The organism is Prochlorococcus marinus XMU1404 (assembly GCF_017696175.1).
GTDB classification, from domain to species: Bacteria; Cyanobacteriota; Cyanobacteriia; order PCC-6307; family Cyanobiaceae; genus Prochlorococcus_A; species Prochlorococcus_A marinus_X.
Window position 1 is genome coordinate 209,930 of sequence record NZ_JAAORE010000001.1, and the last position, 23,654, is coordinate 233,583.

The 23,654-nt window shown below is 32.1% G+C and carries 25 protein-coding genes and 1 tRNA gene; 12 read left to right on the forward strand and 14 right to left on the reverse strand.

Features of this window, described 5'->3' with window-relative positions:
- Nucleotide 1: 1 nt before the first annotated feature.
- From HA144_RS01130 to HA144_RS09490, 3 genes are all read left to right on the forward strand, one after another.
- Nucleotides 2–2,413 carry an endonuclease MutS2 gene (locus HA144_RS01130; RefSeq protein WP_209041703.1) on the forward strand — a complete coding sequence of 804 codons (2,412 nt, stop codon included), beginning with the start codon at nucleotides 2–4 and terminating at the stop codon, nucleotides 2,411–2,413.
- A 41-nt stretch (nucleotides 2,414–2,454) separates the two neighbouring features.
- Entirely contained in the window at nucleotides 2,455–3,438 is a 984-nt protein-coding gene (obgE, locus tag HA144_RS01135) for a GTPase ObgE (protein ID WP_077141841.1), read from the forward strand.
- Nucleotides 3,439–3,524: 86 nt separating this feature from the next.
- On the forward strand, nucleotides 3,525–3,707 hold the full coding sequence (locus HA144_RS09490; protein WP_011862263.1) for a hypothetical protein: 183 nt from the start codon (nucleotides 3,525–3,527) through the stop codon (nucleotides 3,705–3,707).
- Nucleotides 3,708–3,777: 70 nt separating this feature from the next.
- Here HA144_RS09490 and HA144_RS01140 read toward each other — a convergent pair whose 3' ends face one another.
- Nucleotides 3,778–3,996 carry a CP12 domain-containing protein gene (locus tag HA144_RS01140; protein ID WP_209041705.1) on the reverse strand — a complete coding sequence of 73 codons (219 nt, stop codon included), beginning with the start codon at nucleotides 3,994–3,996 and terminating at the stop codon, nucleotides 3,778–3,780.
- A gap of 119 nt (nucleotides 3,997–4,115) precedes the next feature.
- Nucleotides 4,116–5,069, reverse strand: a complete 954-nt coding sequence (locus HA144_RS01145) for a glutathione S-transferase family protein (protein WP_209041707.1) — start codon at nucleotides 5,067–5,069, stop codon at nucleotides 4,116–4,118.
- A 23-nt stretch (nucleotides 5,070–5,092) separates the two neighbouring features.
- Here HA144_RS01145 and HA144_RS01150 point away from each other — a divergent pair, with 23 nt between their 5' ends.
- Nucleotides 5,093–5,998 (forward strand): aspartoacylase, encoded by a 906-nt coding sequence (locus tag HA144_RS01150; protein WP_209041709.1) that lies wholly within the window; start codon nucleotides 5,093–5,095, stop codon nucleotides 5,996–5,998.
- A 117-nt stretch (nucleotides 5,999–6,115) separates the two neighbouring features.
- On the opposite strand, the gene HA144_RS09540 is transcribed toward HA144_RS01150, so the two are convergent.
- The gene (locus HA144_RS09540) at nucleotides 6,116–6,244 is read right to left on the reverse strand and encodes a hypothetical protein (RefSeq protein WP_011817716.1); all 129 of its coding nucleotides are present in this window, start codon (nucleotides 6,242–6,244) and stop codon (nucleotides 6,116–6,118) included.
- 188 nt (nucleotides 6,245–6,432) lie between these two features.
- On the opposite strand from HA144_RS09540, the gene psbA reads away from it, so the two are divergent.
- Nucleotides 6,433–7,515: a photosystem II q(b) protein gene (psbA, locus tag HA144_RS01155; RefSeq protein WP_002805533.1), complete on the forward strand. Its 1,083-nt coding sequence runs from the start codon at nucleotides 6,433–6,435 to the stop codon at nucleotides 7,513–7,515.
- A gap of 108 nt (nucleotides 7,516–7,623) precedes the next feature.
- Nucleotides 7,624–8,721: a chorismate synthase gene (aroC, locus tag HA144_RS01160; RefSeq protein ID WP_209041711.1), complete on the forward strand. Its 1,098-nt coding sequence runs from the start codon at nucleotides 7,624–7,626 to the stop codon at nucleotides 8,719–8,721.
- Nucleotides 8,722–8,755: 34 nt separating this feature from the next.
- Here aroC and HA144_RS01165 read toward each other — a convergent pair whose 3' ends face one another.
- The 6 genes from HA144_RS01165 to HA144_RS01190 form a co-directional block, all read right to left on the reverse strand.
- Nucleotides 8,756–9,382, reverse strand: coding sequence for a bifunctional 4-hydroxy-2-oxoglutarate aldolase/2-dehydro-3-deoxy-phosphogluconate aldolase (locus tag HA144_RS01165; protein WP_209041712.1), 627 nt, complete (start codon nucleotides 9,380–9,382; stop codon nucleotides 8,756–8,758).
- 19 nt (nucleotides 9,383–9,401) lie between these two features.
- Entirely contained in the window at nucleotides 9,402–11,255 is a 1,854-nt protein-coding gene (ftsH, locus tag HA144_RS01170) for an ATP-dependent zinc metalloprotease FtsH (RefSeq protein WP_209041715.1), read from the reverse strand.
- 46 nt (nucleotides 11,256–11,301) lie between these two features.
- Nucleotides 11,302–12,477, reverse strand: a complete 1,176-nt coding sequence (gene sat, locus HA144_RS01175) for a sulfate adenylyltransferase (protein ID WP_209041716.1) — start codon at nucleotides 12,475–12,477, stop codon at nucleotides 11,302–11,304.
- 71 nt (nucleotides 12,478–12,548) lie between these two features.
- Nucleotides 12,549–13,343, reverse strand: coding sequence for a photosystem II manganese-stabilizing polypeptide (locus HA144_RS01180; RefSeq protein WP_209041718.1), 795 nt, complete (start codon nucleotides 13,341–13,343; stop codon nucleotides 12,549–12,551).
- Nucleotides 13,344–13,558: 215 nt separating this feature from the next.
- Nucleotides 13,559–14,815: a bifunctional phosphopantothenoylcysteine decarboxylase/phosphopantothenate--cysteine ligase CoaBC gene (coaBC, locus tag HA144_RS01185; RefSeq protein WP_209041720.1), complete on the reverse strand. Its 1,257-nt coding sequence runs from the start codon at nucleotides 14,813–14,815 to the stop codon at nucleotides 13,559–13,561.
- Complete coding sequence (locus tag HA144_RS01190) at nucleotides 14,805–15,026, reverse strand: DUF2555 domain-containing protein (RefSeq protein ID WP_209041722.1); 222 nt, start codon at nucleotides 15,024–15,026, stop codon at nucleotides 14,805–14,807. Before HA144_RS01190 ends, coaBC begins: the two co-directional genes overlap by 11 nt.
- Before the next feature lie 216 nt (nucleotides 15,027–15,242).
- Between HA144_RS01190 and HA144_RS01195 the strand changes: the two genes are divergently transcribed.
- Entirely contained in the window at nucleotides 15,243–15,443 is a 201-nt protein-coding gene (locus tag HA144_RS01195; RefSeq protein WP_209041724.1) for a hypothetical protein, read from the forward strand.
- Between the two features lie 10 nt (nucleotides 15,444–15,453).
- On the forward strand, nucleotides 15,454–15,795 hold the full coding sequence (locus HA144_RS01200; RefSeq protein ID WP_209041726.1) for a DUF565 domain-containing protein: 342 nt from the start codon (nucleotides 15,454–15,456) through the stop codon (nucleotides 15,793–15,795).
- A gap of 2 nt (nucleotides 15,796–15,797) precedes the next feature.
- Here the strand turns inward: HA144_RS01200 and HA144_RS01205 are convergent, their stop codons facing one another.
- The gene (locus HA144_RS01205; protein WP_209041728.1) at nucleotides 15,798–16,814 is read right to left on the reverse strand and encodes an aspartate carbamoyltransferase catalytic subunit; all 1,017 of its coding nucleotides are present in this window, start codon (nucleotides 16,812–16,814) and stop codon (nucleotides 15,798–15,800) included.
- A gap of 21 nt (nucleotides 16,815–16,835) precedes the next feature.
- Nucleotides 16,836–17,483, reverse strand: a complete 648-nt coding sequence (locus HA144_RS01210; protein ID WP_348535040.1) for a DNA-3-methyladenine glycosylase — start codon at nucleotides 17,481–17,483, stop codon at nucleotides 16,836–16,838.
- A gap of 111 nt (nucleotides 17,484–17,594) precedes the next feature.
- On the opposite strand from HA144_RS01210, the gene gatC reads away from it, so the two are divergent.
- Nucleotides 17,595–17,888, forward strand: a complete 294-nt coding sequence (gatC, locus tag HA144_RS01215; RefSeq protein WP_209041729.1) for an Asp-tRNA(Asn)/Glu-tRNA(Gln) amidotransferase subunit GatC — start codon at nucleotides 17,595–17,597, stop codon at nucleotides 17,886–17,888.
- Nucleotide 17,889: 1 nt separating this feature from the next.
- On the opposite strand, the gene HA144_RS01220 is transcribed toward gatC, so the two are convergent.
- A complete protein-coding gene (locus HA144_RS01220; protein ID WP_245152788.1) occupies nucleotides 17,890–18,807 on the reverse strand; it encodes a fatty acid desaturase in 918 nt (305 codons plus the stop codon).
- 269 nt (nucleotides 18,808–19,076) lie between these two features.
- On the opposite strand from HA144_RS01220, the gene HA144_RS01225 reads away from it, so the two are divergent.
- The 3 genes from HA144_RS01225 to ileS all read left to right on the forward strand — a co-directional run bounded on the left by HA144_RS01225 (nucleotide 19,077) and on the right by ileS (nucleotide 22,703).
- Nucleotides 19,077–19,158: transfer RNA gene (locus HA144_RS01225), tRNA-Leu, on the forward strand.
- Between the two features lie 69 nt (nucleotides 19,159–19,227).
- A complete protein-coding gene (locus HA144_RS01230; RefSeq protein ID WP_209041731.1) occupies nucleotides 19,228–19,695 on the forward strand; it encodes a hypothetical protein in 468 nt (155 codons plus the stop codon).
- Nucleotides 19,696–19,796: 101 nt separating this feature from the next.
- Nucleotides 19,797–22,703 carry an isoleucine--tRNA ligase gene (ileS, locus tag HA144_RS01235; RefSeq protein ID WP_209041733.1) on the forward strand — a complete coding sequence of 969 codons (2,907 nt, stop codon included), beginning with the start codon at nucleotides 19,797–19,799 and terminating at the stop codon, nucleotides 22,701–22,703.
- Here ileS and HA144_RS01240 read toward each other — a convergent pair.
- Nucleotides 22,700–23,035, reverse strand: coding sequence for a hypothetical protein (locus HA144_RS01240; protein WP_209041735.1), 336 nt, complete (start codon nucleotides 23,033–23,035; stop codon nucleotides 22,700–22,702). The two genes, ileS and HA144_RS01240, sit on opposite strands and share 4 nt — an antisense overlap.
- The gene (locus HA144_RS01245) at nucleotides 22,995–23,618 is read right to left on the reverse strand and encodes a DUF3177 family protein (protein ID WP_209041737.1); all 624 of its coding nucleotides are present in this window, start codon (nucleotides 23,616–23,618) and stop codon (nucleotides 22,995–22,997) included. Before HA144_RS01245 ends, HA144_RS01240 begins: the two co-directional genes overlap by 41 nt.
- Nucleotides 23,619–23,654: the final 36 nt, after the last annotated feature.

Genomic DNA, 23,654 nt, shown 5'->3' on the forward strand with positions numbered 1-23,654 from the left:
TATGCAAGAGAAAAGTTATTCTAAAAAATCATATTCAGATAACACTTTAGAAGAAGAATCTATAAGCCTTTTAGAGTGGGATTCATTAAAAACGCATTTATCTTCATTCGCCCTAACGGAAATGGGTAAACGAACAATTTTAAGTTTTGGTATTCCTTCAGAATACGAATCATCTAAAAGACTTTTGAATGAAACTGTTGAAATAACTGAGCTAGAAAATAATTTAGATAAATCAATTAGTTTTTCTGGTGTATTTGATATTAGTAGAAATATTGAAATTTGTTCCAAGGGAGGTGTAATTTCATCTTTTGAGTTGTTAGAAATAGCGAAAACAATTGCTGCAGCAAGAAATTTAAAAAAAATCTTATTAGATTTTGAACAAAGGCCTTATATTTCATCATTTACAAAAAATTTAATTGACCATCAGAATATCGAAACGATTTTTAAAAAAGGTATTGAATCTAATGGAAGGATTTCAGACAATGCGAGTAATGAACTATCTATTCTTAGAAAAGAATTATTATCTAAGAAACTTGAAAGAAAAATATTAGTTGAGACATTTATCCAAAAGAATTTAGCTTATTTGCAAGATACAACTATTGGGGATCGATATGGTAGGCCTGTTTTAGCAGTGAAAGTTAATTATGTAGATAAATTTAAAGGCATAATTCATGACTCTTCATCTTCAGGAAATACAGTATATTTTGAGCCTGATAGTGTAGTAAATAAAGGTAATAAGATTGCTTCTTTGGAGGCTAGAATCACCGCAGAAGAATTTAAATTACTTAAGAAATGGTCCCAAGTTGTTAGTGATAATTCAGAAAATCTTCTTGAAATGGCATCCATTTTATTGAGATTAGAAAATGCACTAACTCGTTCAAGATATTCGAAATGGATTGGAGGAAGAACTCCTAAGTTTGAGAAAAATCCTATTATTTCTTTAATTGGTTTTTCTCATCCGTTATTGATTTGGGAACATAAGAAAAAAGGAGCTCCTCCCCCAGTGGCTATCGATTTTCATATAAACAGAAATATTAAGGTTGTAGCTATTACAGGGCCAAATACTGGAGGTAAAACGGCAGCTTTAAAAGGATTAGGTTTGTCTTTACTTATGGCTAGAGCAGGATTATTGATACCCTCAACTCATAATCCTATTATCCCTTTTTGTCCAAAAATATATGTCGATATAGGAGATAATCAATCATTAGAAGAAAATTTATCTACCTTCAGTGGGCATATATCCCGCATAAAAGAGATATTAGATTCACTTGATAATAAGAAAGGATTATCAGTTGTTTTGTTAGATGAGATTGGATCAGGTACAGATCCTCTTGAAGGAAGTGCTCTTGCGATGGCTTTATTAAAAGAATTTGCAAATAAATCTGATATCACTTTAGCAACTACACATTATGGAGATATTAAGGCTCTAAAATATAATGACTCAAGATTTGAAAACGTATCAGTTGCCTTTGATGAGGATTCTTTGAAACCAAAATATATACTCAACTGGGGTATTCCTGGGAGAAGTAATGCCTTGTCAATTTCAAAAAGAATTGGTCTCGATGAAGGCATACTCAATGAAGCTGCAAATTATCTAAAGCCAAAAGAAGTTGATAATATTAACAGTATTATCAAAGGACTTGAGGAAGAGAGGATTAAACAACAAAATTCTGCAGAAGCCGCTGCAGAACTCATTGCAAGAACTGAAATATTACATGATGAACTGAAGAGAAATTATGAATATCAAAAAATAAATGCTGAAAAAATCCAGGAAATTGAAAGGTCTAAATTATCAAAACATATTGTATCCGCTAAAAAAGAGGTAATAGATTTGATTAAAAAATTAAGAGATAAAAATGTCAATGGAGAGGATACGAGAATTATTGGAAAAAGATTAAAGGAAATTGAGACGGAACATCTAACCCAAAAAAAATTTGAAAAGTCAATATCGTGGGATCCTCAGGTAGGCGATTTTGTAAAAATTAAAAGTCTAAATAGTACGGGACAAATTGTAGATTTAGATAAAAAAGGTGGTTTTTACGAAGTTAAATGTGGTTCATTCAGAAGCACATTATCTGTAAATGACTTTGAAGGTATTAATGGAGAAAAGCCTAACTTCAAAATGTCAAAAATTGAGATCAAGTCTACAAGAGAAGATTTTTCTTTTTCTAAAATTAGAACAAGTAAAAATACAATTGACGTAAGAGGACTAAGAGTTCATGAAGCCGAAATAATTATTGAGGAGAAAATTAGAAAATTTCATGGACCGCTATGGATTGTTCATGGAATTGGCACAGGGAAATTAAAAAAAGGACTAAGAAATTGGTTATCAGGTTTAAATTATGTTGATAAGATTGAAGATGCAGCCAACAACGAAGGCGGACCTGGTTGCAGTATTGCGTGGATAAAATAAAATTTAAAATACCTAGAAAACAATTTAATAAGCTTAATTAAGTGCAATTTATTGATCAAGCAAACATTATTCTTAAAGCTGGAAAAGGTGGAAATGGAATAGTTTCATTTAGAAGAGAAAAGTTCGTTCCTGCTGGAGGACCTTCGGGGGGAAATGGTGGCAGAGGGGGTTCAGTTATTTTGATGGCTGATAATAATCTTCAAACATTATTAGATTTCAAATTTAAACGTGAAATAATTGCTGAAGATGGATGCAAAGGAGGTCCTAATAAGAGATCAGGTGCTTCAGGTGAGGATAGAATCCTTAAAGTTCCCTGCGGTACAGAAATAAGGGATATTAAAACTGGTATTATTTTAGGAGACTTAACTAAAGATAAACAAAGTTTAACTATTGCCATTGGAGGAAGAGGTGGACATGGTAATGCTTACTATTTAAGTAATCAAAATAGAGCCCCAGAATCATTTACTGAAGGAAAAGATGGTGAGATATGGGAGGTTCAATTAGAACTAAAACTTCTTGCAGAGGTTGGGATTATAGGCCTTCCAAATGCTGGGAAAAGTACTTTGATTTCCGTTGTATCATCTGCCCGTCCAAAAATTGCAAATTATCCTTTCACGACTCTAATACCTAACTTAGGTGTAGTAAGAAAAATTGATGGGAATGGTTGCCTTTTTGCGGATATTCCAGGATTAATATCAGGTGCAGCTGATGGAGTAGGTTTAGGGCATGATTTTTTAAGGCACATCCAAAGAACGAAGATACTTGTTCACTTAATTGATGCAATTGCAGAAAATCCTTTACATGATTTTGAGATTATTGAGCAGGAATTAAAAAAATATGGGAAAGGTCTTTTAGATAAAGAGAGGATAATAGTGTTAAATAAAATGGAGCTGGTAGATGATGATTATTTGAAAATAATTACAAAAAAGTTAGAAGATTTATCAAAAAAGAAAGTTTTAGTTATTTCTTCATCTTTAAAAAAAGGTTTATCCTCACTGCTTTCTGAAGTGTGGAAAAGGATCTAACTTAAATTAAAAATTTTTTTGTAAATAAATACACTTGATTTAATAATGAAAATTAGCCATAAATAAGATAATTCTTTAAACATAATATGAATTTCTATAGTTGTTTTGATAAACAAGGAAAAATAATAGCTAGATGTCAAACCATTCAAGATATTGAGGTTCTTAAGAAAATGGGAAGACCGATTGTAGAAGTTAAGGAAATGAAAAATGAAGAGTCGGTGGTATGTTCTCTGACAGGTAGCCCATCAGATTTTAATATGGATTACTAAAAGAATTCAAGAACTAAAAAAGGGCTCAAAAAGCCCTTTTTTTTATGCATTATCTAATAATTAAGAAAACTTAATCATCATAAACAAGACATTCTGGTTCGTCTGGGTTGGCGTCACAAAATAATTCCAAAGCATTAGGGTCATGTTTATCTTCTGGATGATGACCCTTATATTCTTCGAGTTCTTTTAGCTCTTCAGTTAAATGTCTGACCTTTGGAAGATTGCCCTCTGCTTTTGCAGATTCGATTTCCGATTGATCTTTTTGGATGTGTTCGTCAATGGATTTCATTTTAAGCTTTTCGTACTTTAGTAGACATACATAACATAGTTAATTTCTACTGAAATTGCATTATCTATGAACTAAATAAGTGTTCATTACAACATTATTTTTTTTTTTGAAATTGATTTTTATATTTTTTCGGACTCTAACCTCATTATTTCCTCTAGCGATGGTAAAACTGGGATTAGTTGATTTGGGTTTAAAGGGAATAAAGCTTTGTAGTAATCTTTTTTCCATTCATTGTCGAAGCATGTCCTATTTACGTTAGATAATTTAAAGAATTTTAATCTCCATTCAATAATCTTTTCAAAACTTGATAGTTCTTGTTCAGTACATTTGAAAAGTTTGCTATATATCAATTCCCATCTTATAAGCGTTGGAAAAAGGTAAATATCTGCGTAGGTTAACTCTTCTCCAAATATCCAGTCCCCCTTATTTTTCTGTAGTAAATTCTCAATTTCATTTATAGCTGAGAAAAGATTTTGACTTGCTTTTTCATAAGCTGACTGGTTTCTGGCGAAACCACATTTATATACGCCATCATTAATGCTGTTATTAACTAAATCTAAAAATTTTTGATTACAGTCTTTAATAGTTAATATCTGATATTTTGATTGAATTTTTATTAAATTGAGTAGTCTTATAATCTGTGAACTTTCATTAGATAGAATATTTACTTCATCTTTTACAAAGCTAATTAAAACAGGTAATGTCGCTCTAAAAATAATCTTTTTATTAGCTTTTTTGTAAAGGTCTGAAAGTCTCATACATCCCTTAATCTTTGTATTGAAAATCCATTCGCCATGCTCAATATCTGCTTTTAAAAAAATAACTTTAACTTTTTTAGATAGATGTTTTATTTCGTGGACGAGTAAAGTTCTTTGACACCATGGACAAGAATTCCCTACCAATAAATAAATTTGTCCACTCGCATTATTAATATCGTATTCACTATCAATTGTTATACCTTTAGGTCTTTTATAATTACCATGTAAATCCGATGGTGCGAAGCCATTCATTAATTGGGTCCAAAACCAAATCCAGAATTTTCTGGAGGCCTTTATAAGGTATTTATTTTGCATGAGATTTTATTTTTAAAGAAAAAATGACTGTTCAAAGAATACTTATTGTTTCAGGCACCCATGGGAATGAAATTAATCCTGTGTGGGCGGTTAAGCAATTTAATAGAAAGGAAAATAGGCTAAATTATGGTATTGAGTATGAGTACATCATAGGTAATCCTTTTGCCTATGAAAAAGGGTACAGATATATAGATGTAGATTTAAATAGATCTTTTAAAGAAAGTGAAAATTTTGATCAACATAAGAATAGCTCTTATGAGACTAATAGAGCTAATTTTTTAGTAGATGAATTTGGAATTAACGGATCTAAACCCTGTCAAATTGCAATCGATTTGCATACTACTACTGCAAATATGGGAACAAGTATTGTTTTGTATGGGAGGAGATCCAAAGATTTTTGTTTAGCTGCATTACTGCAGAACAAATTTGGATTGCCTATTTATTTACATGAAAAAGATAAAGTCCAAACAGGCTTTCTTGTAGAAGCTTGGCCATGCGGTTTAGTTATTGAAATAGGGGCTGTCGCACAAAATTTTTATGATCCAAACATCGTGAATAGATTCTCTCTAATAATTAGCTCCCTTAGGGAAGAGATAGATAAATTAAAAAATAAACTTATAGAACTTCCAAAGGAATTGGTTGTTCACGTTCATCAAGGGAGTATAGATTATCTAAGAGATGAAAAAGGAGATATTGATGGCCTAATTCATCCTGAGAGAATAAACCAAGATTGGAAAATGATAAAAAAAGGAGATCCATTATTTATTGATAGCCAGGGAATAATTCACAAATATGACCGAGATCAATTGATTTGGCCTGTTTTTATTGGAGAAGCCGCTTATAAGGAAAAAAAAATTGCGATGAGCTACACAACAAAAGAAGTGATTTGTTCCAAAAAACAATGGGTTCAGGAGTTTGAAAGTCTTTAAATTAAGAAACCAGAACAATAAACGACTTTTATTAGATAAGGATTTTTTATTTAATAGATAAGTTTATTTAATATTTAATACTTAATGTTTTTTTTATCAACTTTAATCTTGTTAAACCTAAATCCTTTCGCTCCAATAAATAACAGCTCCAAAACCCTCTAATTGCAGTCTTCTAAACCTAGCCTCTTTTAAGGAAACTACCTCTTTCGATCTTTTTCCGTTAAGAAGCCATTCGATTATTACCAAGTTAAATCACCAATAACAAAGAAAATATTAAGACACGAAGTTTCTTTTCTTGTATTTCGCAAAAATAACTTTACCTACAAAAAAATAATTTACACATTTTTAGCGATTTTGGTCTAAAATCATCGGAGCGGAATTTATTTTCCGTTTTTATTTACACGTCTCACTTTAGAGACATACTTTACGAACTCATGACAACTATTCAGCAGCAGCGTTCTTCGCTGTTAAAAGGTTGGCCACAGTTTTGTGAGTGGGTAACATCAACTAACAACAGAATTTATGTTGGTTGGTTCGGCGTCTTAATGATTCCATGCCTTCTTACAGCAGCGGCTTGCTTCATCGTTGCATTCATCGCAGCACCACCAGTAGACATCGACGGAATTAGAGAGCCAGTTGCTGGTTCATTCCTATACGGAAACAACATCATCTCAGGTGCAGTTGTTCCTTCATCTAACGCTATTGGTCTACACTTCTACCCAATTTGGGAAGCAGCTACTGTAGATGAGTGGTTATACAACGGTGGTCCTTACCAGCTTGTAATTTTCCACTTCCTAATTGGTATCTCAGCATACATGGGAAGACAGTGGGAGCTTTCATACCGTTTAGGTATGCGTCCTTGGATCTGTGTTGCATACTCTGCACCAGTTTCAGCAGCTTTCGCAGTATTCCTTGTATACCCATTCGGTCAAGGTTCATTCTCTGACGGAATGCCTCTAGGTATCTCTGGAACATTCAACTTCATGTTTGTTTTCCAAGCAGAGCACAACATTCTTATGCACCCATTCCACATGGCTGGTGTTGCTGGTATGTTCGGAGGATCTTTATTCTCAGCTATGCACGGTTCACTTGTTACTTCATCTCTAATCAGAGAAACAACTGAGACAGAGTCTCAGAACTATGGTTACAAGTTCGGACAAGAAGAAGAAACATACAACATCGTTGCAGCTCATGGCTACTTCGGTCGTTTGATCTTCCAATATGCAAGTTTCAACAACAGCAGAAGTCTTCACTTCTTCCTAGCTGTATTCCCAGTTGTTTGTGTATGGTTAACTTCAATGGGTATCTGCACAATGGCATTTAACCTTAACGGTTTCAACTTCAACCAGTCAGTTGTTGATGCAAACGGTAAGATTGTTCCTACATGGGGTGACGTTCTTAACAGAGCAAACCTAGGTATGGAAGTAATGCACGAGCGTAACGCTCACAACTTCCCACTTGATCTAGCAGCAGCTGAGTCTACAACAGTAGCTCTTTCAGCTCCAGCTATAGGTTAAGCTTAAAGTTCTTAAACTTACAAGCCCCCTTTTTGGGGGCTTTTTTTTGTTTAATTTTCAATTGTTTTCATATAATGTTTATATATAGATAAAACATTTGATATTTCTATGAGTAGTAGTTTTGGAAAAATTTTTCGTGTCAGTACTTTTGGAGAATCACATGGGGGTGCAGTAGGAGTTATCCTCGACGGATGTCCACCTAAGTTAAAAATAGATATAAATCTGATACAAAATGAATTAGATAGGCGCAGACCTGGCCAAAGTGACATTACAACACCCAGAAATGAAGAAGATAAAATTGAAATATTAAGTGGGATAAAGGAAGGGTTAACACTTGGAACTCCAATAGCAATGTTGGTAAGAAATAAGGATCAAAGACCAGGAGATTATAATAATTTGGAGCAGGTATTTAGACCTTCTCATGCAGATGGTACATATCATCTGAAATATGGAATTCAGGCAAGTTCTGGCGGTGGAAGAGCCTCTGCTAGAGAAACAATTGGGAGAGTAGCTGCTGGTGCTGTAGCAAAACAATTATTAAAAACCTTCTGTAAAACTGAAATACTATCTTGGGTAAAGCGTATACATGATATTGATTCTGATATAAATAAAGAGAAGATTTCTCTCAAAAAAATAGATTCTAATATTGTCAGATGTCCTGATGAAAAGGTATCAGCAGAAATGATAGAGAGAATTAAGGAATTAAAGAGTCAAGGAGACTCTTGCGGTGGTGTTATTGAATGTCTAGTAAGAAATGTTCCCTCTGGTCTTGGAATGCCTGTTTTTGATAAATTAGAAGCTGATTTGGCGAAGGCTTTGATGTCTTTGCCTGCCACGAAAGGCTTTGAAATAGGTTCAGGTTTCTCTGGAACTTATTTAAAAGGAAGCGAACATAATGATGCCTTCATCAAGTCTGATGATATTAGTAAGTTAAGAACAATATCAAACAATTCAGGAGGTATACAGGGCGGAATAAGTAATGGTGAAAATATCGATATGAAGATAGCTTTTAAACCAACAGCAACCATCGGGAAAGAACAGAAAACAGTAAATGCTAAAGGTAAAGAAGTTTTGATGAAAGCAAAAGGGAGACATGATCCATGCGTTCTACCAAGAGCAGTTCCTATGGTTGATGCTATGGTAGCTTTAGTACTTGCTGATCATTTGCTTCTGAATCATGCTCAATGTGACTTAATAAATAAGTAGTAGTTTTGTTGAATAAATTATATTTATCCTTAACTTAATTATTTTTGAGCCATTCAAATATTTTTGGATCAAATTTTTTATTTTTGATTGCTTTATCTCCAATTACGACTGCTTTATACCCTAAAGATTTATAAGTTTTTAAATCATTGATTGATAGTCCTCCAGCAGCAATGAAATCAATATTTTTATAGTTGAGTATATCTATCGAACTATCTTTACTTTTTATTGGGTAAATTTTGATAATGTTGCAATTTAAATCTATCGCCTCCTTAAGATGTTTTAAATTATTAATACCAGGAATTAATAAATAATTTCTTGACCTCGCATAATTGAAAAGATCTTTATCCCAAAATTTCATCATCGAAAAATTTAATCCAATTTTTAAAGAATCCTCTATTGATTGCATATTTACTATGGAGGCAGAGCCTAAATTAATTCTTGGATATTTGATTTTGATATCAGATACAAAATTCAACCAATTTTCATTTTTAGACCAACTTATCTCAATATTCTTTAATCCTAATTTTACTAAGCTGTCTAATTCTTCGAAAAATAAATTTCTTATATAGTTATTTGAGTAAATACTATCTTCAGGTTTTATAAGTAAAAAAAAAGATTCTATTTTCAGTATCTCCGAAAAAGAATCTTCTTTATTATTCATTAAGATTTAAATTATTAGTTTAGATATAGTTTGCGACTTTAACCTCTGAACGATTAAGCAATTCTTGAATATCTTCAGTGTCTATTGTTTCTCTCTCGATAAGCATCTGGGCCATTTCATCAAGAACAGTTCTATTGTCTGATAAAACTTTTGTAGCTCTCTTATAAGCAACATCAACAAGCTCAGAAACCTCTACATCAATTGTTGCAGCAGTGTCTTCTGAAAAGTCTCTTGTAGAGCTCATATCTCTTCCTAAGAACATTCCACCTTGAGATTGACCTAAAGCAACTGGACCTATTTTGTCACTCATGCCAAATTTAGTGATCATTTGTCTGGCTACATTAGCAACTTGCTGTAAATCATTTGAAGCTCCAGTGGTGACCTCTTCTTCTCCATAGACTATTTCTTCAGCAACTCTTCCTCCTAGTGCTACAGCCATTTGATTTTGAAGGTAAGAACGAGAGTAGAGACCTGACTCCATTCTTTCTTCACTTGGGGTAAAAAATGTCAGACCTCCAGCTTGACCTCTAGGAATAATCGAGACTTTTGCAACAGGATCATAATCAGGCATCAATGCTCCTACAAGCGCATGACCAGCTTCATGATAAGCAACTAATTCTTTTTTCTTATCACTAATAACTCTATCTTTCTTTTCAGGTCCAGCCATAACTCTTTCAATAGCATCGCCGACTTCATCATTACTTACTTTATCAAGATCTTTTCTAGCTGCTAGTATTGCTGCCTCGTTGAGTAAATTAGCTAAATCAGCACCTGTAAAGCCTGGAGTTCTTCTCGCAACTTTATCTAAATCCACGTCTTTGGAAAGTGTTTTATCTTTTGCGTGAACATTTAGTATTTGTAATCTTCCGGCGTAATCAGGTCTATCTACAGTTACCTGTCTATCGAATCTTCCGGGACGCATTAAAGCTGAATCTAAAACGTCAGGTCTATTGGTCGCAGCAACTATTATTATTCCAGAATTACCTTCGAAACCATCCATTTCTGTAAGGAGTTGGTTTAAAGTTTGTTCTCTTTCATCATTTCCTCCACCCATACCAGCACCCCTTTGTCTTCCCACCGCATCTATTTCATCAATGAAAACTATGCAAGGTGCATTTTTCTTAGCTTGCTCAAAAAGATCTCTAACTCTGCTGGCACCAACACCAACAAACATCTCTACAAATTCTGAACCTGATATTGAGAAAAAGGGAACTGCTGCTTCTCCAGCAACAGCTTTAGCTAATAATGTTTTTCCTGTCCCTGGAGGGCCAACGAGAAGAACTCCTTTAGGAATTTTTGCTCCGACTGCTGTAAATCTATCTGGGCTTTTAAGAAAATCTACTACTTCGGTTAATTCTAACTTTGCGCCTTCAACACCTGCAACATCTGAAAAAGTCACTTGTGTAGATGGTTCCATTTGGAGTCTAGCTTTACTCTTGCCAAAACTCATTGCAGGATTACCTCCACCAGCGTTCCCACTTTGGGATCTTCTGAAAAGAAAAAATAGTCCTCCTATTAAAAGAACTGGAAAAATTAAACTACTTATAGCCTGTTGCCAAGGATTAGCTAATTTTGTGGGGGTTACTGCTATATCTACATTATTATCAGTTAGGATTTTCAGTAAATCTTTGTCAGGAGCTAAATTGACTTCAGATCTACTCCCATCATTTTCAACAACTTGAGCTGTGGCATTATCTGGAGAAATTAGAACTCTACTGATTTCTTTATCTTGAACCGCCTCTATAAAATCACTATATCTTAAGGTCTTAGTAGCATTTTCTGTACTAGGTTTATCAAAAACAGAAGTACCTATGAAAATAACTGTAATCACAGCTAGGACGTACAGCCCTACGTTTCTCCAACGTTTGTTCACAATAAAAAATCTTTAATGAATCTATAATACTAATAATAAAACAATATTAAGAGTTTCTTAGAACATCTACTACACTTTTGAATGCAAACCATTCGGGAATTGGTTCGCCACTCCTTAATTTCTTCCTGAATTCTGTCCCACTAAGTTTCATAATTTGATAATTGAATTTCTCAGCTTCTTCAGCTGTAATATATCCTTTTTCCTTTGTATAAACTAAATTTTTTGAAGGAACAGTTTGCATCATTAACTCGCCTGCACATTTATTCGCAAAATTCTGGGCGTCATATGGGCCATAAAAATCTTCTCCAGTTGATGATGACTTACAACCAGCCATATCTCTACCAATAATAAAATGTGTGCAGCCATAATTCCTTCTAATTATCATATGTTGAAGAGCCTCTCTTGGCCCGGCCATATGCATTGAATAAGGTAAAAAAGCCCATTTTATCCTTTCATCAGATATCTCTTCTTCCAATTCTTTATAGGTCAAATATCTTACTTTTCCAGGAATATCATCTTGTTGTGTTGGCCCACAAGTTGGATGTACTAAAACAACTGAATTAGGAGAGACATTATCTGAGAGTAAGGCATTAGTAAATAATTCATAATGTGCTCTATGAATTGGATTTCTACATTGAAATGCAACTACATCATGATCTGATGGCAGTGTAGCTCTAACTTCTTCAGGAGTTTTGCAGGGGAATTCTCTAACTGGCAGTTCTAAACCGTAAACTCTCCCTCCAATATAAAATCTTCCTCTCTCATTAAAGATCATTTTGACAGCAGGGTGATCTAAGGAATTTGTACCATAACAAAGTTCAGCCTCTAAGGATTTATCAGGTTCCCATATTGAGCTAACTTCTAATATTGCTATTTTTTGTTTTTTATATGTAAGCAATATTGTTTCTCCAGCTTTTACTTCTTCATTATTTGAATCAAATACAATAGGTAAGCCAAAAAGTAACCCATTTGTATCTCTATTATTTTTAATTACCGATTTGTAGTTATTTTCATCCATAAAACCTTCCAACGGAGAAAAAGCTCCAACCATTAAGAGTTCTACATCACATGCATTTCTCTCGCTGCATTCAAACGTATAAGTAACCTTTGAGATAAGTTCATTTTTAAGGATTTTATCTTTTATGATTAAGTTTTTTAGTTCTCCACCGTAGGGTGGTATTAGTCCATTAGGGTCAGTCTTTGTTTTTTGTTGTAATTCCATTTTTTGAATTGATAAAGAAAAATTTTGACAAAAAAAGGGGGTCTAACCCCCTTTTTTTTGTTAACCAGGATTTATGCCTTTCTTCCGTAAAGCTCTCCGATTATTTTTACATCAAGTGGATCTTTTGATCCCATATCTGTATCTGAGGGTTGGATAGCTTCAAAAGTACCTGCAAATTCATCTGTATCAGAATCTACATTATTGATTGATAGAGTAATAACTCCAGTCCCATTTACATCAACTTTAATATTTTCTTTGGCAAGTTCATCATCATCACCACCTAATGCAACTAACCCTTGAGCATATTCAACACCAGTATTTTTAGCTCTTGCTTTAGGATCTAAAAAATCACCAGTTCTATAGTTTGGTGTAAATGTTGAACCACTAACCTCAGTGCCTGGCTCAATAGATGAGGGCAAATCAGCTGTAAGGTCTTTTGCTGAGAATGCAAATGGAACCTCTAAACCACCAGGAGTTAAAACAGTAATAAGTTGAAAATCAATTCCACCTTTTTCTGTAAATGTTCCTGAGTCTATATCTCCATAAACTTCGGTCACTGTGGTGTTATTTCTGGGACTAATGATTTTTGTAGAAACAAATTCAGCGGCTTTTCTTTTCGTCCCTGGAACTTTTACATAAACTTCAGTTGGATGCATGCATATTCCTTTAAGACTATCTCCATTCCCTAATGATATTGATCCAATAAGAGATGAGTCTAATGTAGGACAATCATTAGCTTTTCCTGTGTTAACAACATCTGTGAATTTTGCATTTCCTCTTTCAGAAAAAGCAAATGATTTAACAGGTACGAAAGCAAAAGTTATACAGAGAGAAATAACCAAAGCTAAGAAAGAACGAATTCTCATAATTAAAGTAGCAGTAAAGTTCTGTGACGAATGATAAGTAGTCACCTAAAGTTCAGTACGGATATTACTAGGGAAAGGAGCATAAACGTTAGCACTTTTAAATCCTCGAAACAACCCGTAGCTTTTTAAATTTTTAAAAACTGGAATTATTGTAAGCTATCACATTATTTTTAATGATTAAGATTACAAAAAAATACAAATTAAAAATTTTTTTTTTATTTTTTTACCGCAATAATTTTAGTGATTAATTTATTTGCTAAATCAATTTTTGATGTTTTGCTAATGTAGTATTCCATATTTTTTGTATCGAACAGCCAGCCTTCATTTTTTGCCAAAGAGCCAAATCCTTGCCCTTCGAGATCAATTGGATTTGCAAATAGATAATCACAACCTTTTTTAGAAATCTTTTCTTTGACAATTATCCGTGCTTCTTCAATAGATCCTGTGTAAGCGCAAAAGCCCACAAAAACTTGATTATCTTTTTTAAATTCACTAATTTCTTTTAAAATATCTGGGACTAGTTCAAAGTTTTTATTCAAATGATCATTAATTTTATTTTTGGGAATTTTAGATGAAGTATCTGAGGCCATCTTGAAATCAGATACTGCTGCATTCATGAAAAAATAATCACAATTTGATATCTCGTTATTAAGTGCCCTAATTAAATCAAAACTAGTTTCAATTTCATATCTTTTTATTCCATCAGTAAGATTTTTATCGATTTTTAGAGGCCCATGGAGATATGTCACTCTTGCTCCTCTGAACCTTGCTACTTGAGAAAGAAGTAAGCCCAAAGCTCCAGAACTTTTGTTAGTGATATGTCTAGCGGCATCAATTTTCTCTGAGGTACAACCTCCAGTTATTAAAATATCTTTATTAAGTAAATCTTTTCGATAGGGATTCTCATTGTGTGAAGCTATAAATTCAAGAGCTAATTGAATCAGATCATTTGGAGGTAACTTACCTATGCCTATAGCATCACATGCTAAAAGGCCTTCACTTGGGTGCAAAGATAAAAGATTTTCATAAGTCTGTAAATTATCATAATTTTTTTGGACAGCTTTATTTAGCCACATTTGTGTATTCATTGCTGGTGCAACGATAATTGGCTTAATATTTGCAATTAAAATGCTTGGTATTAACCCCTCTGCATTTCCAGTTACCCATTTTGATAATGTTGTCGCTGTTAAAGGGGCAATTATTAAAATATCAGCCCAATTGCTTAGTTCTATATGAAGAGGAGATGATTGACTATTTAACCATTGATCATCTTCCAAAACGCAAGAGTTTCTACTTAAAATAGAAAGCGATAACGGTTTTATTATTTTTTCTGCATTTTTAGATAAAACGCATCTTATCTCATAATTTTCTTTTGCTAATTGGCTAACTAATAATGGAATTCTTACAGCTGCAATACTTCCTGTTATTAACAGAAGAACCTTTATTTTGGAGCCCGTATTTTTAATTTTCATCGAAGGGTTCTTGATCAAGTAGATGGATATAATCAGATGTTAATTCAGGTCTGTTTATTGCAAGGGCTCTCAGTAAGTGCCAGTCTTTTAAACCATCAAATGGTGTTATATAATTATCTTCTTCCAGTCTTTTAGCAAGCTCAAAGGTCATTTTTTCATCATAAGAATTTACTAGTTCTTCACTTATTTTATTTTCAGAAATAAATTCCATATTGAATTAAACCAATATATTCTAATAATAAAGCCTCAAGTAATTATTTAAAATTGAAAGAAGTAATTAATTAAAAATATTCAAGAATTATAAAAACTTTTATAATCATTATTTTTTAAGAGTTTTTAGTTATTTATCTTCATTCTCAATCATAAATATGCAAACTCTCTTTATCAAAAATATTATTGCTTAAGATAAAAGCACCAACATTACATCATGTCACAAACTAAGAGAGAGCAGGTTATTAGTCACTTACGTTATTTACGGCTAGAACTAAGAGAAATGCACATAGGTATAAGGGAAGATGGTCTATTCCCCGAACCGAGTGAAATGAGAGGATTAATGGCTCAGTTGGAGGCATTACTTGAATTAGTTGAGGGAAACACTAAAATTCATTCAAATTCTGAAGTCGCTTAGTTGAAATCAAATGGTTTTAAGACCTCAAAAGACAAATTTCCAACTAAAGATTGTAGAAAATATTCAAACACTAAATATTTGGGCTAATAATCCATGGAGAAGATATTCAATATCTTTAATTATTCTTTTAATAGGTTACTTTTTAGGAAGTTCTCTAGGTATGGTAAGCGCAGTTGTGGAACTAATGGATCCAGTGGCAGCTTTCTTATCTGTTGTTTTTATCGAAATTTTGATATCTCTTAGAAGAAATTTTCGATCTGAAAGAAAAAAAAAGTTTTTAGTGCTTTTATTAGATTCTTTAAGATTAGGATTATTTTATGGTTTCTTTACTGAAAGTCTTAAGTTACTCTAAATTTATTTGTTGTATTTCTGTAATAAATAAAGTAAGGCCATTCTTATAGGTATTCCATTCGCAACTTGATTATTGATTAAGCAATTTGGATAATTATCAACTATTTTACTGCTGATTTCAATACCTCTATTAATAGGTCCAGGATGAAGAATTGGAATCTCCTTACTATTCAATGATAATTTATCTTCGGTTAAGCCATAATCTAAACTATATGTATCAATGCTACTTAGTAAATTCTCTACCATTCTCTCTTTTTGAAGTCTTAAAACAATAATTGCATCTGCAATTTTTATTGAATCTTCTAATGATCTAGATATTGATATGGACCCTCTTGATTTGACAGGATCCTCCAATTGATATGGCGCAGGGGTTTTTAAAAAATTGATAAATTCATCAGGTATTAATGTTTTAGGACCGCATAAGATTATGTCTGCGCCAAATGCACTCAAAGCCCAAAGATTTGATCTCGCAACCCTTGAATGATTAACGTCTCCAATTATTAAAATCTTTTTGGAATTTAAAATCTCTGGACTTAGTGATTTTTTGGAAAAGAATTTTATTAACGTATATATGTCTAGCAACCCTTGACTAGGGTGACTGTGTAATCCATCTCCAGCATTTAGAACAGAGGTACTTGAATTTATTGCATCCAGTTTTTTAGCGATCTCAAAGGTTATGTAACTCGATGAGTGTCTAATAACTAAAGTATCTGCACCCATAGCAGAATAAGTAATCGCAGTATCAATGATTGTTTCACCTTTTGTTAAAGAACTAGAGGATGGCGCAAACGTTTGTACATCAGCTGATAGCCTTTTTGCTGCAAGTTCAAAGCTATTTTTTGTTCTTGTACTAGCTTCAAAAAATAAAGACGTTACTAAAGTCCCTTGTAAAGCTGGGATCTTTTTTGTTCCTGCATTCTTTAGTGCATCAAATCTACTAGCTAATTCAAATACTGATTTGTAATCTTGAATTGAAAAATTAGCGAGTGAGTGGATATGTTTATGAGGCCAAATTTGCATTACGCTTTCAAGGAAAATTGATTATTTGAATTTAGGTGTTCTGTCACCTTTTAATCTTTTACTTACACTCCTGCTATTTTTTAGATACCAACGCCATTTTATATTTTTTGCATTGGATATGCCAATTCTCGTAGTTTGAATAAGATCTTTTTGTTCTAGAGTTAACTCTCTTTGAGAAATCCATAAAGAATTTTTATTGAGAACTTCAAGTGAGTTAAATGATCTGTCTATGCCAAATGTCTTAGTAACCAGACCAGGACCAGAAGCTAATCTTTCATTTTTTGTAGGTATAAAAACGGCTCTAATTAATACACCACTCGCAAAATTTTCTTTATCAGTAACAATGTTTAAACAATGGTGAATTCCATATGATTTATAAATATAAAATGTTCCAGGCTTGCCAAATAATGATTTATTTGATTCAGTCATTTTGCGGTAGCCATGACAGGCCTCTTCTTCCTGAGAATAAGCTTCAGTTTCAACTATGATCCCCTTCACTTGATCTTTCTCATTATTTTTTTTTATGAGGTAACAGCCTATTAAATCAGGAGCTACAAGTTTGGAGTGCCTATAAAAAAAATTTTTTGGAAATACGTTTTCTTCTATTTTTCCATACTTATCTAATATTATGTTTAGCTGAGAAACATATTTGAGGCTATCAATTGAAATTGATTTTCAAGAAGATTTGCTTATAAGTTTTATAATTTATTTGAAAATCAAAGGATATATGATTGAAAATCTTCTAAATAAACTATAATTCTTGAATTAAGACTTTACGGTATGGCAAAAATAACTAATGAAGAAGTAAAAAAAGTTGCTCATTTAGCGAGATTGGAACTGAATGAGGATGAAATTAATAATCATGCAGAACAATTAGAAAAAATATTAGGATATATTAAACAATTAGAAGAAATTGATACTGAGTATGTGCCTTGTACAACAAGAGCAATAGAGGTCATTAATGTATTTAGAAAAGATGAAAAGAAAAGTTCTGATTGTATTGAAGAGCTTTTAGAATTGGGCCCTTCAAGAGAAGACAAATACTTTAAAGTGCCAAAAATTATAAATGAGTGAGTTAGCTACTTCCTATAAAAGTTTTATTGATTATCTTTAATAATAATTTTTTTATTTTATAGCCTGGATATAAATTAATTATTTTTCTAATTTTCCCTCTCTTCTTACTATGACTTCTTACACCTATTAATAAATCATAAATAAAGTTTAAAATGTCTTCTTTGGTTTCAAATATCCCAACTCTTTGAGGTGAACCTTTCATATCCAATAATGGTTTCGTTTTCTCGTAGGCTACTTTGTATTCAAACCAAGGGATTGAAGGCCAAAGATGATGAATGAGATGGTAATTTTGACCCATAATTAACAAATTCATGAATTTACTTGGATAAACACGAGAATTTATCCATTTGTTTCTAGATCTAAAAGGCCTGTGAGGTAGATAATCAAAAAATATTCCTAAAGTGACTCCTACCATTAATGCTGGCCCGAACCATAGATTATAGATTAGATTCATAAAGTCAAATTTTACCCCTGCTAAAATTATTGCTATAAATATTGATCTTTCTATACCCCATTGCAGTAGTTCATATTTTCTCCAAAGTTTTCTTTGAAAGAAAAATACTTCATGATAAAAAAATCTTGGGGCAATTAGCCAAATAGGACCAAAAGTACTAACAATATGATCTGGATCATTTTTAGGATGATTGACGTGAATATGATGTTGTAAATGTACTCTCGTAAAAACTGGAAAACTAAATCCTAAAAGAATTGCCGATCCATGTCCCATTGCTTGATTTATCCAAGGAACGGGATGAGCAGCTTTGTGACATGCATCATGAATTACAGTACCTTCGATGTGCAAAGCTAAAAAAGCAGTGGCAACAAGTAAAGGTAAAGGCCATACACCTCTATACCATTGCCAAATGCTTAGAAAAGCGAGAAAATAACCCGCAATAAAAAGTCCTAACGTTGGATTCAAAAAACTTGGCGGATCTACGTAATTTTTAATCTCCTTTTGCCAATTAAATGTTCTTGAACTGTTAGTAATGTTGGTTGTATTTTTATTGGATAGGTTTGAAATAGTTTCTTTTATTCTTTAAATAATATAACTAATATTTTTAGATGATTGTATGATCGAATAAAAAAAATTTATGGAGATAATTAAAAAAAATTTTTATGTGTCAAATTAATCATCATAAGTAAAAAATATTTTTAAAATAAGCCTCTTTCAATTATTATTTTATGTAAGCGGTCGTGGCGGAATTGGTAGACGCGCGAGTTTTAGGTACTCGTATCTTAGGGTGTGGGAGTTCAAGTCTCCCCGACCGCATTTAAGGAAATTCTAATACTGACTATATTTATTAAAACCTATTTCTTATAATTAAAAGTACGTAGATCAATGAAAAGTGTGCTAATTTATTTTGGATTTTTTTATATTTTAGTTGGTACTATATTTTTATTTGTACCTTTAATTTATCTTGAGCTTGGTAGACCAAAAGACCTAATAAAAGCATTTCTAAACTTATTAATAGGTTTAATATTAATTATTAAAAATAAAGCTATAGATGGGTCTTTATTTGTAATTTACCTAATATTAACAGTTCTTGTAGTGTTATATATTTTAGAAATTTCTTTTTCAAGATGGAATCAATTAACAGATAAGGAAAAGAATAAATTAATTACCTTTTTAGAACTCAAAAATAATCTTTTAAAAATATTTGAGGCTATTAAACTTGGGCTAAGAAGTTTTACAAAACCTTTGAGATATTTTAATTTTGATAGCAATAATCAAAAATTAACCCCAAAAAAGTGGGTAAGAAATGATAAAAATGATAATATAAAATCTGAAGTCAAATCAATTGATTAGTCAAAATATGCTAAAAAAACTAAAGCTCAATAAAGAGATCATAAAATAAGCTAGATTTATTAAATAATTCTTTTGATCACCAATATTTTCTATATCTTCGTATGAAATCTCAAAATAACAAAGAAAACAAATCAGACTTTTCTTACAAAGAGACATTAAATTTACTTAAAACCGATTTCTCAATGCGTGCTAATTCAGTTATCAGGGAACCTGAGATTCAGAATTTTTGGGCTAAAAATAATATTGATTTTGAATTAGGTTCAAACAACTTAGGCAAAAAATTTACACTACACGATGGCCCACCTTATGCAAATGGGGCGCTTCATATGGGTCATGCGCTTAATAAAGTTTTAAAAGACATTATTAATAAGTACAAAACCTTGAAAGGATTTAGGGTACATTACGTACCTGGTTGGGACTGTCATGGATTACCTATTGAATTAAAAGTATTACAGAATTTAAAATCTGATGAAAGAAAAAATTTAAACACTCTAAAACTTAGGGAAAAAGCGACCGATTATGCATATAAACAAATAAACAATCAAATGGAGGGTTTTAAAAGATGGGGTATCTGGGGAGATTGGGATAACCCTTACTTAACTCTAAAGAAGAGTTACGAATCTGCTCAGATTGGAGTATTTGGAAAAATGTTTTTAAATGGATACATATACCGAGGTCTCAAACCTGTACATTGGAGTCCAAGTTCACGTACTGCTCTCGCAGAAGCCGAATTAGAATATCCTGAAGAACATTTTTCAAAAAGTATTTATGTTTCTTTAAAAATAACTAAAATTTCTGACGAAATTCAACTGAAATTTTATAAAGAAAATACTGATATTAAAAAGGATCTTTTTTTAAAGAATTCATTCATAACTATTTGGACCACCACTCCTTGGACCATACCTGCAAATGAGGCAGTTGCAGTAAATCCAAAAATTAATTACGTTTTTGCTATTGATCAAGAGAAACGAATATACCTTTTTGCAAAAGAATTATTCTCTGGAATTAGAAATAAATTTAATAAAGATTTAAATATACTTTTAGAGGTAAGAGGGTCTACCTTGGAAAATATTGAATATCAGCATCCTACTAAGAACAAAAATTGCAGAATTGTACTTGGGGGAGATTACATCACAACAGAATCAGGTACTGGTATTGTTCATACTGCACCAGGTCATGGCATGGATGATTTTAATGTGGGGCAAAAATACAATCTACCCACAACTTGCGTTGTTGATGAAAAAGGAAACTTAAATGAAGATGCAGGACAATTCAAAGGATCTAACGTTCTTAAGGATGCCAATGATTTAATTATTGAACATTTAAAGGGAAATAATATGCTTTTATTAAAGGAAAATTATAAGCATAGATATCCTTATGATTGGCGAACCAAAAAACCAACTATTTTTAGAGCAACAGAACAATGGTTTGCATCTGTAAATGGCTTTAGATCATCTGCATTAAAGGCAATAGAAGATGTTGAATGGATGCCAAACACAGGAAAGAAAAGAATTTTTTCTATGGTGGTTGGTAGAGGAGATTGGTGTATTTCTAGGCAAAGGTCGTGGGGGGTACCAATACCAGTTTTTTATAAAAAAAATGGTAATGAAATTCTTTTAAATAGTGAGATAATTAATCATATTCAAGAACTTTTTAGTGAACACGGAGCAGATATTTGGTGGGATTGGGATGTGAAGAATCTATTACCAGAAAAATATTCAAAAGAATCTGATCTATGGGAAAAAGGAACTGATACAATGGATGTTTGGTTCGATTCGGGATCTAGCTGGGCAGCAGTATGTGAAAAAAGAAGTGAATTAAAGTATCCAGCCGATCTTTACTTAGAGGGTTCAGATCAACATCGAGGTTGGTTCCAGTCTTCTTTACTGACATCTGTTGCAGTTAATAATAAACCTCCATATAAGAAAGTTTTAACTCATGGTTTTGCGCTTGATGAAAATGGAAGAAAAATGAGTAAATCATTAGGTAACGTTGTCGATCCAAATATAATTATTAATGGAGGTAATAATAAGAAAGCTGAACCTGCTTATGGCGCTGATGTTTTAAGGCTATGGGTCAGCTCCGTAGATTATTCTGTAGATGTTCCAATAGGTTCAAATATACTTAAGCAATTATCAGATGTTTACAGAAAAGTTCGAAATACTGCAAGATATCTTCTAGGAAATATTCATGATTATGACCCTAGTGTTGATAGCTTTGAGATAGATCAATTACCGCTTTTAGATCAATGGATGTTGAGCAGATTAGTTGAGGTTACAGATCAAATATCAAATGCTTATGAGAATTATGAATTTTCAAAATTTTTTCAAATCTTACAAAGTTTTTGCGTTGTAGATCTATCAAATTTCTATCTAGATATTGCAAAGGATAGGTTATATGTAAGTTCTAAATCACAATTCAGGAGAAGATCATGTCAGTTTGTCATGTCTAAAGTTGTTGAAAATTTAGCTGTTCTTATTTCTCCAGTACTTTGTCATATGGCTGAAGATATTTGGCAAAATATTCCATATCCAATTAAGGAGAAATCAGTATTTCAAAGAGGATGGCCAATCTTTTCACAGTCATGGAAAAATGAAAGTCTTAATGAGCACATTGCAAATTTAAGAAAATTGCGAGTTGAAATTAATAAAGCTATAGAAGTATGTAGAAATAAACAAATAGTTGGAGCAGCTTTAGAGACAGAAGTGAATTATTTACCTGAAGATAAAGTTGTAAAAGATTCTCTAATTTGGCTTAAAAATTTTGGTAATGAAGACGTAGATTTATTTAGGGATTGGCTTATAGTTTCACAGTTTGAAGTAGTATCCAATTTGGTGGAAGATTCTCTAATTAGTGAAAAAAATGAACTTGGTCAAATTCAAATTCTTAAAGCTCATGGTCAAAAATGCGATAGATGTTGGCATTATCAAAAAGAAACTTTTAGTGGAATTCAAAATACAAAATTATGCAAAAGATGTTTAACTATTATCAATCATGAATTTATTTAAATCCAGTTTTCTTGATTTAAAAAGAAAACTGAGTTTTGATTCTCTCTTATAAAATTATCTTTGGTTTCTGTTAAGGGAGACTTGTAAAGTTTAAATTTTTTAATTATATAACTAAATTCTATAACTTTTTTTTCTAAATCTATTTCAATTGGATGTGTAGTAGAGCTACTGAAACCTTTGAAAATTATTATTTCTAGTTTTTCTTTTTGGTTATTTTTTAGAATATAACCTTCTAGTTTAAGAATCCTATTAGGAATCTTGGAACTTATTTTTTCTAAGTTATTTATTAAATCAATTTCTGCCATTTTCGGAGAAGCATGAATTTCTTCCATTTTTAGGTAATTTAATTATTGACCATTGAATTAAGCCTAAAATATAAATTAGTAATGAAAATAATCCTAAAAACTTTGCGATGGGTTGAGTAAAGTTAGCTCCGAAGAAAAAATTAAATAAATTTTTGATAATAATAAATAAATTTGAAGAGGGCTGAAGCCAAATTGCACATGCTTCCGAATTAATAAAAGAAAAACAGCTAAGGTTTTGTAAACTTTGAATTAAGAAATTTAGAGATATAAAAGTTAGTGACCATCGCCATACTTTTGTAGTTGTGGTAAGTGAGTATGATAAATCATATTCTTTTAGTTCATCATTAATATCATTCCAAAACCAGACTGAAATTGTCATCAATAATGTTGAAATATTTGTAACAAGCAGAGCATAATTATATTTGCCTATCAAAAGTAAAAGGCTTATAAAAAACAAAAGGGATATTTTCCAATAAATAGATAAAAGTTTATTAACAGCTTTGTTGTTTTTTTTAATTGACCAAAAGAATAATGAAAGAGGAATACCTATAAGGAAAATTATTGAAAGTTGAAAAGATAGCCAAACAGAAAGTTGATTAATAAAGTTCAAAACTTTTTCTTTTTACATACATAATAATTAAACATC

What these genes read in the sequence shown, in the direction of transcription:
- sat (WP_209041716.1), bottom strand. Translation starts at nt 12,477, where the DNA reads ATGGAATTACAACAAAAAACAAAGACTGACCCTAATGGACTAATACCA.
- HA144_RS01150 (WP_209041709.1), top strand. Translation starts at nt 5,093, where the DNA reads ATGACTGTTCAAAGAATACTTATTGTTTCAGGCACCCATGGGAATGAA.
- HA144_RS01145 (WP_209041707.1), bottom strand. Translation starts at nt 5,069, where the DNA reads ATGCAAAATAAATACCTTATAAAGGCCTCCAGAAAATTCTGGATTTGG.
- HA144_RS01230 (WP_209041731.1), top strand. Translation starts at nt 19,228, where the DNA reads ATGAAAAGTGTGCTAATTTATTTTGGATTTTTTTATATTTTAGTTGGT.
- HA144_RS01180 (WP_209041718.1), bottom strand. Translation starts at nt 13,343, where the DNA reads ATGAGAATTCGTTCTTTCTTAGCTTTGGTTATTTCTCTCTGTATAACT.
- aroC (WP_209041711.1), top strand. Translation starts at nt 7,624, where the DNA reads ATGAGTAGTAGTTTTGGAAAAATTTTTCGTGTCAGTACTTTTGGAGAA.
- HA144_RS01165 (WP_209041712.1), bottom strand. Translation starts at nt 9,382, where the DNA reads ATGAATAATAAAGAAGATTCTTTTTCGGAGATACTGAAAATAGAATCT.
- ileS (WP_209041733.1), top strand. Translation starts at nt 19,797, where the DNA reads ATGAAATCTCAAAATAACAAAGAAAACAAATCAGACTTTTCTTACAAA.
- gatC (WP_209041729.1), top strand. Translation starts at nt 17,595, where the DNA reads ATGGCAAAAATAACTAATGAAGAAGTAAAAAAAGTTGCTCATTTAGCG.
- HA144_RS01205 (WP_209041728.1), bottom strand. Translation starts at nt 16,814, where the DNA reads ATGCAAATTTGGCCTCATAAACATATCCACTCACTCGCTAATTTTTCA.
- HA144_RS01190 (WP_209041722.1), bottom strand. Translation starts at nt 15,026, where the DNA reads ATGGAATTTATTTCTGAAAATAAAATAAGTGAAGAACTAGTAAATTCT.
- HA144_RS01240 (WP_209041735.1), bottom strand. Translation starts at nt 23,035, where the DNA reads ATGGAAGAAATTCATGCTTCTCCGAAAATGGCAGAAATTGATTTAATA.
- HA144_RS01140 (WP_209041705.1), bottom strand. Translation starts at nt 3,996, where the DNA reads ATGAAATCCATTGACGAACACATCCAAAAAGATCAATCGGAAATCGAA.
- HA144_RS01200 (WP_209041726.1), top strand. Translation starts at nt 15,454, where the DNA reads ATGGTTTTAAGACCTCAAAAGACAAATTTCCAACTAAAGATTGTAGAA.
- HA144_RS01130 (WP_209041703.1), top strand. Translation starts at nt 2, where the DNA reads ATGCAAGAGAAAAGTTATTCTAAAAAATCATATTCAGATAACACTTTA.
- coaBC (WP_209041720.1), bottom strand. Translation starts at nt 14,815, where the DNA reads ATGAAAATTAAAAATACGGGCTCCAAAATAAAGGTTCTTCTGTTAATA.
- HA144_RS09490 (WP_011862263.1), top strand. Translation starts at nt 3,525, where the DNA reads ATGAATTTCTATAGTTGTTTTGATAAACAAGGAAAAATAATAGCTAGA.
- HA144_RS01195 (WP_209041724.1), top strand. Translation starts at nt 15,243, where the DNA reads ATGTCACAAACTAAGAGAGAGCAGGTTATTAGTCACTTACGTTATTTA.
- psbA (WP_002805533.1), top strand. Translation starts at nt 6,433, where the DNA reads ATGACAACTATTCAGCAGCAGCGTTCTTCGCTGTTAAAAGGTTGGCCA.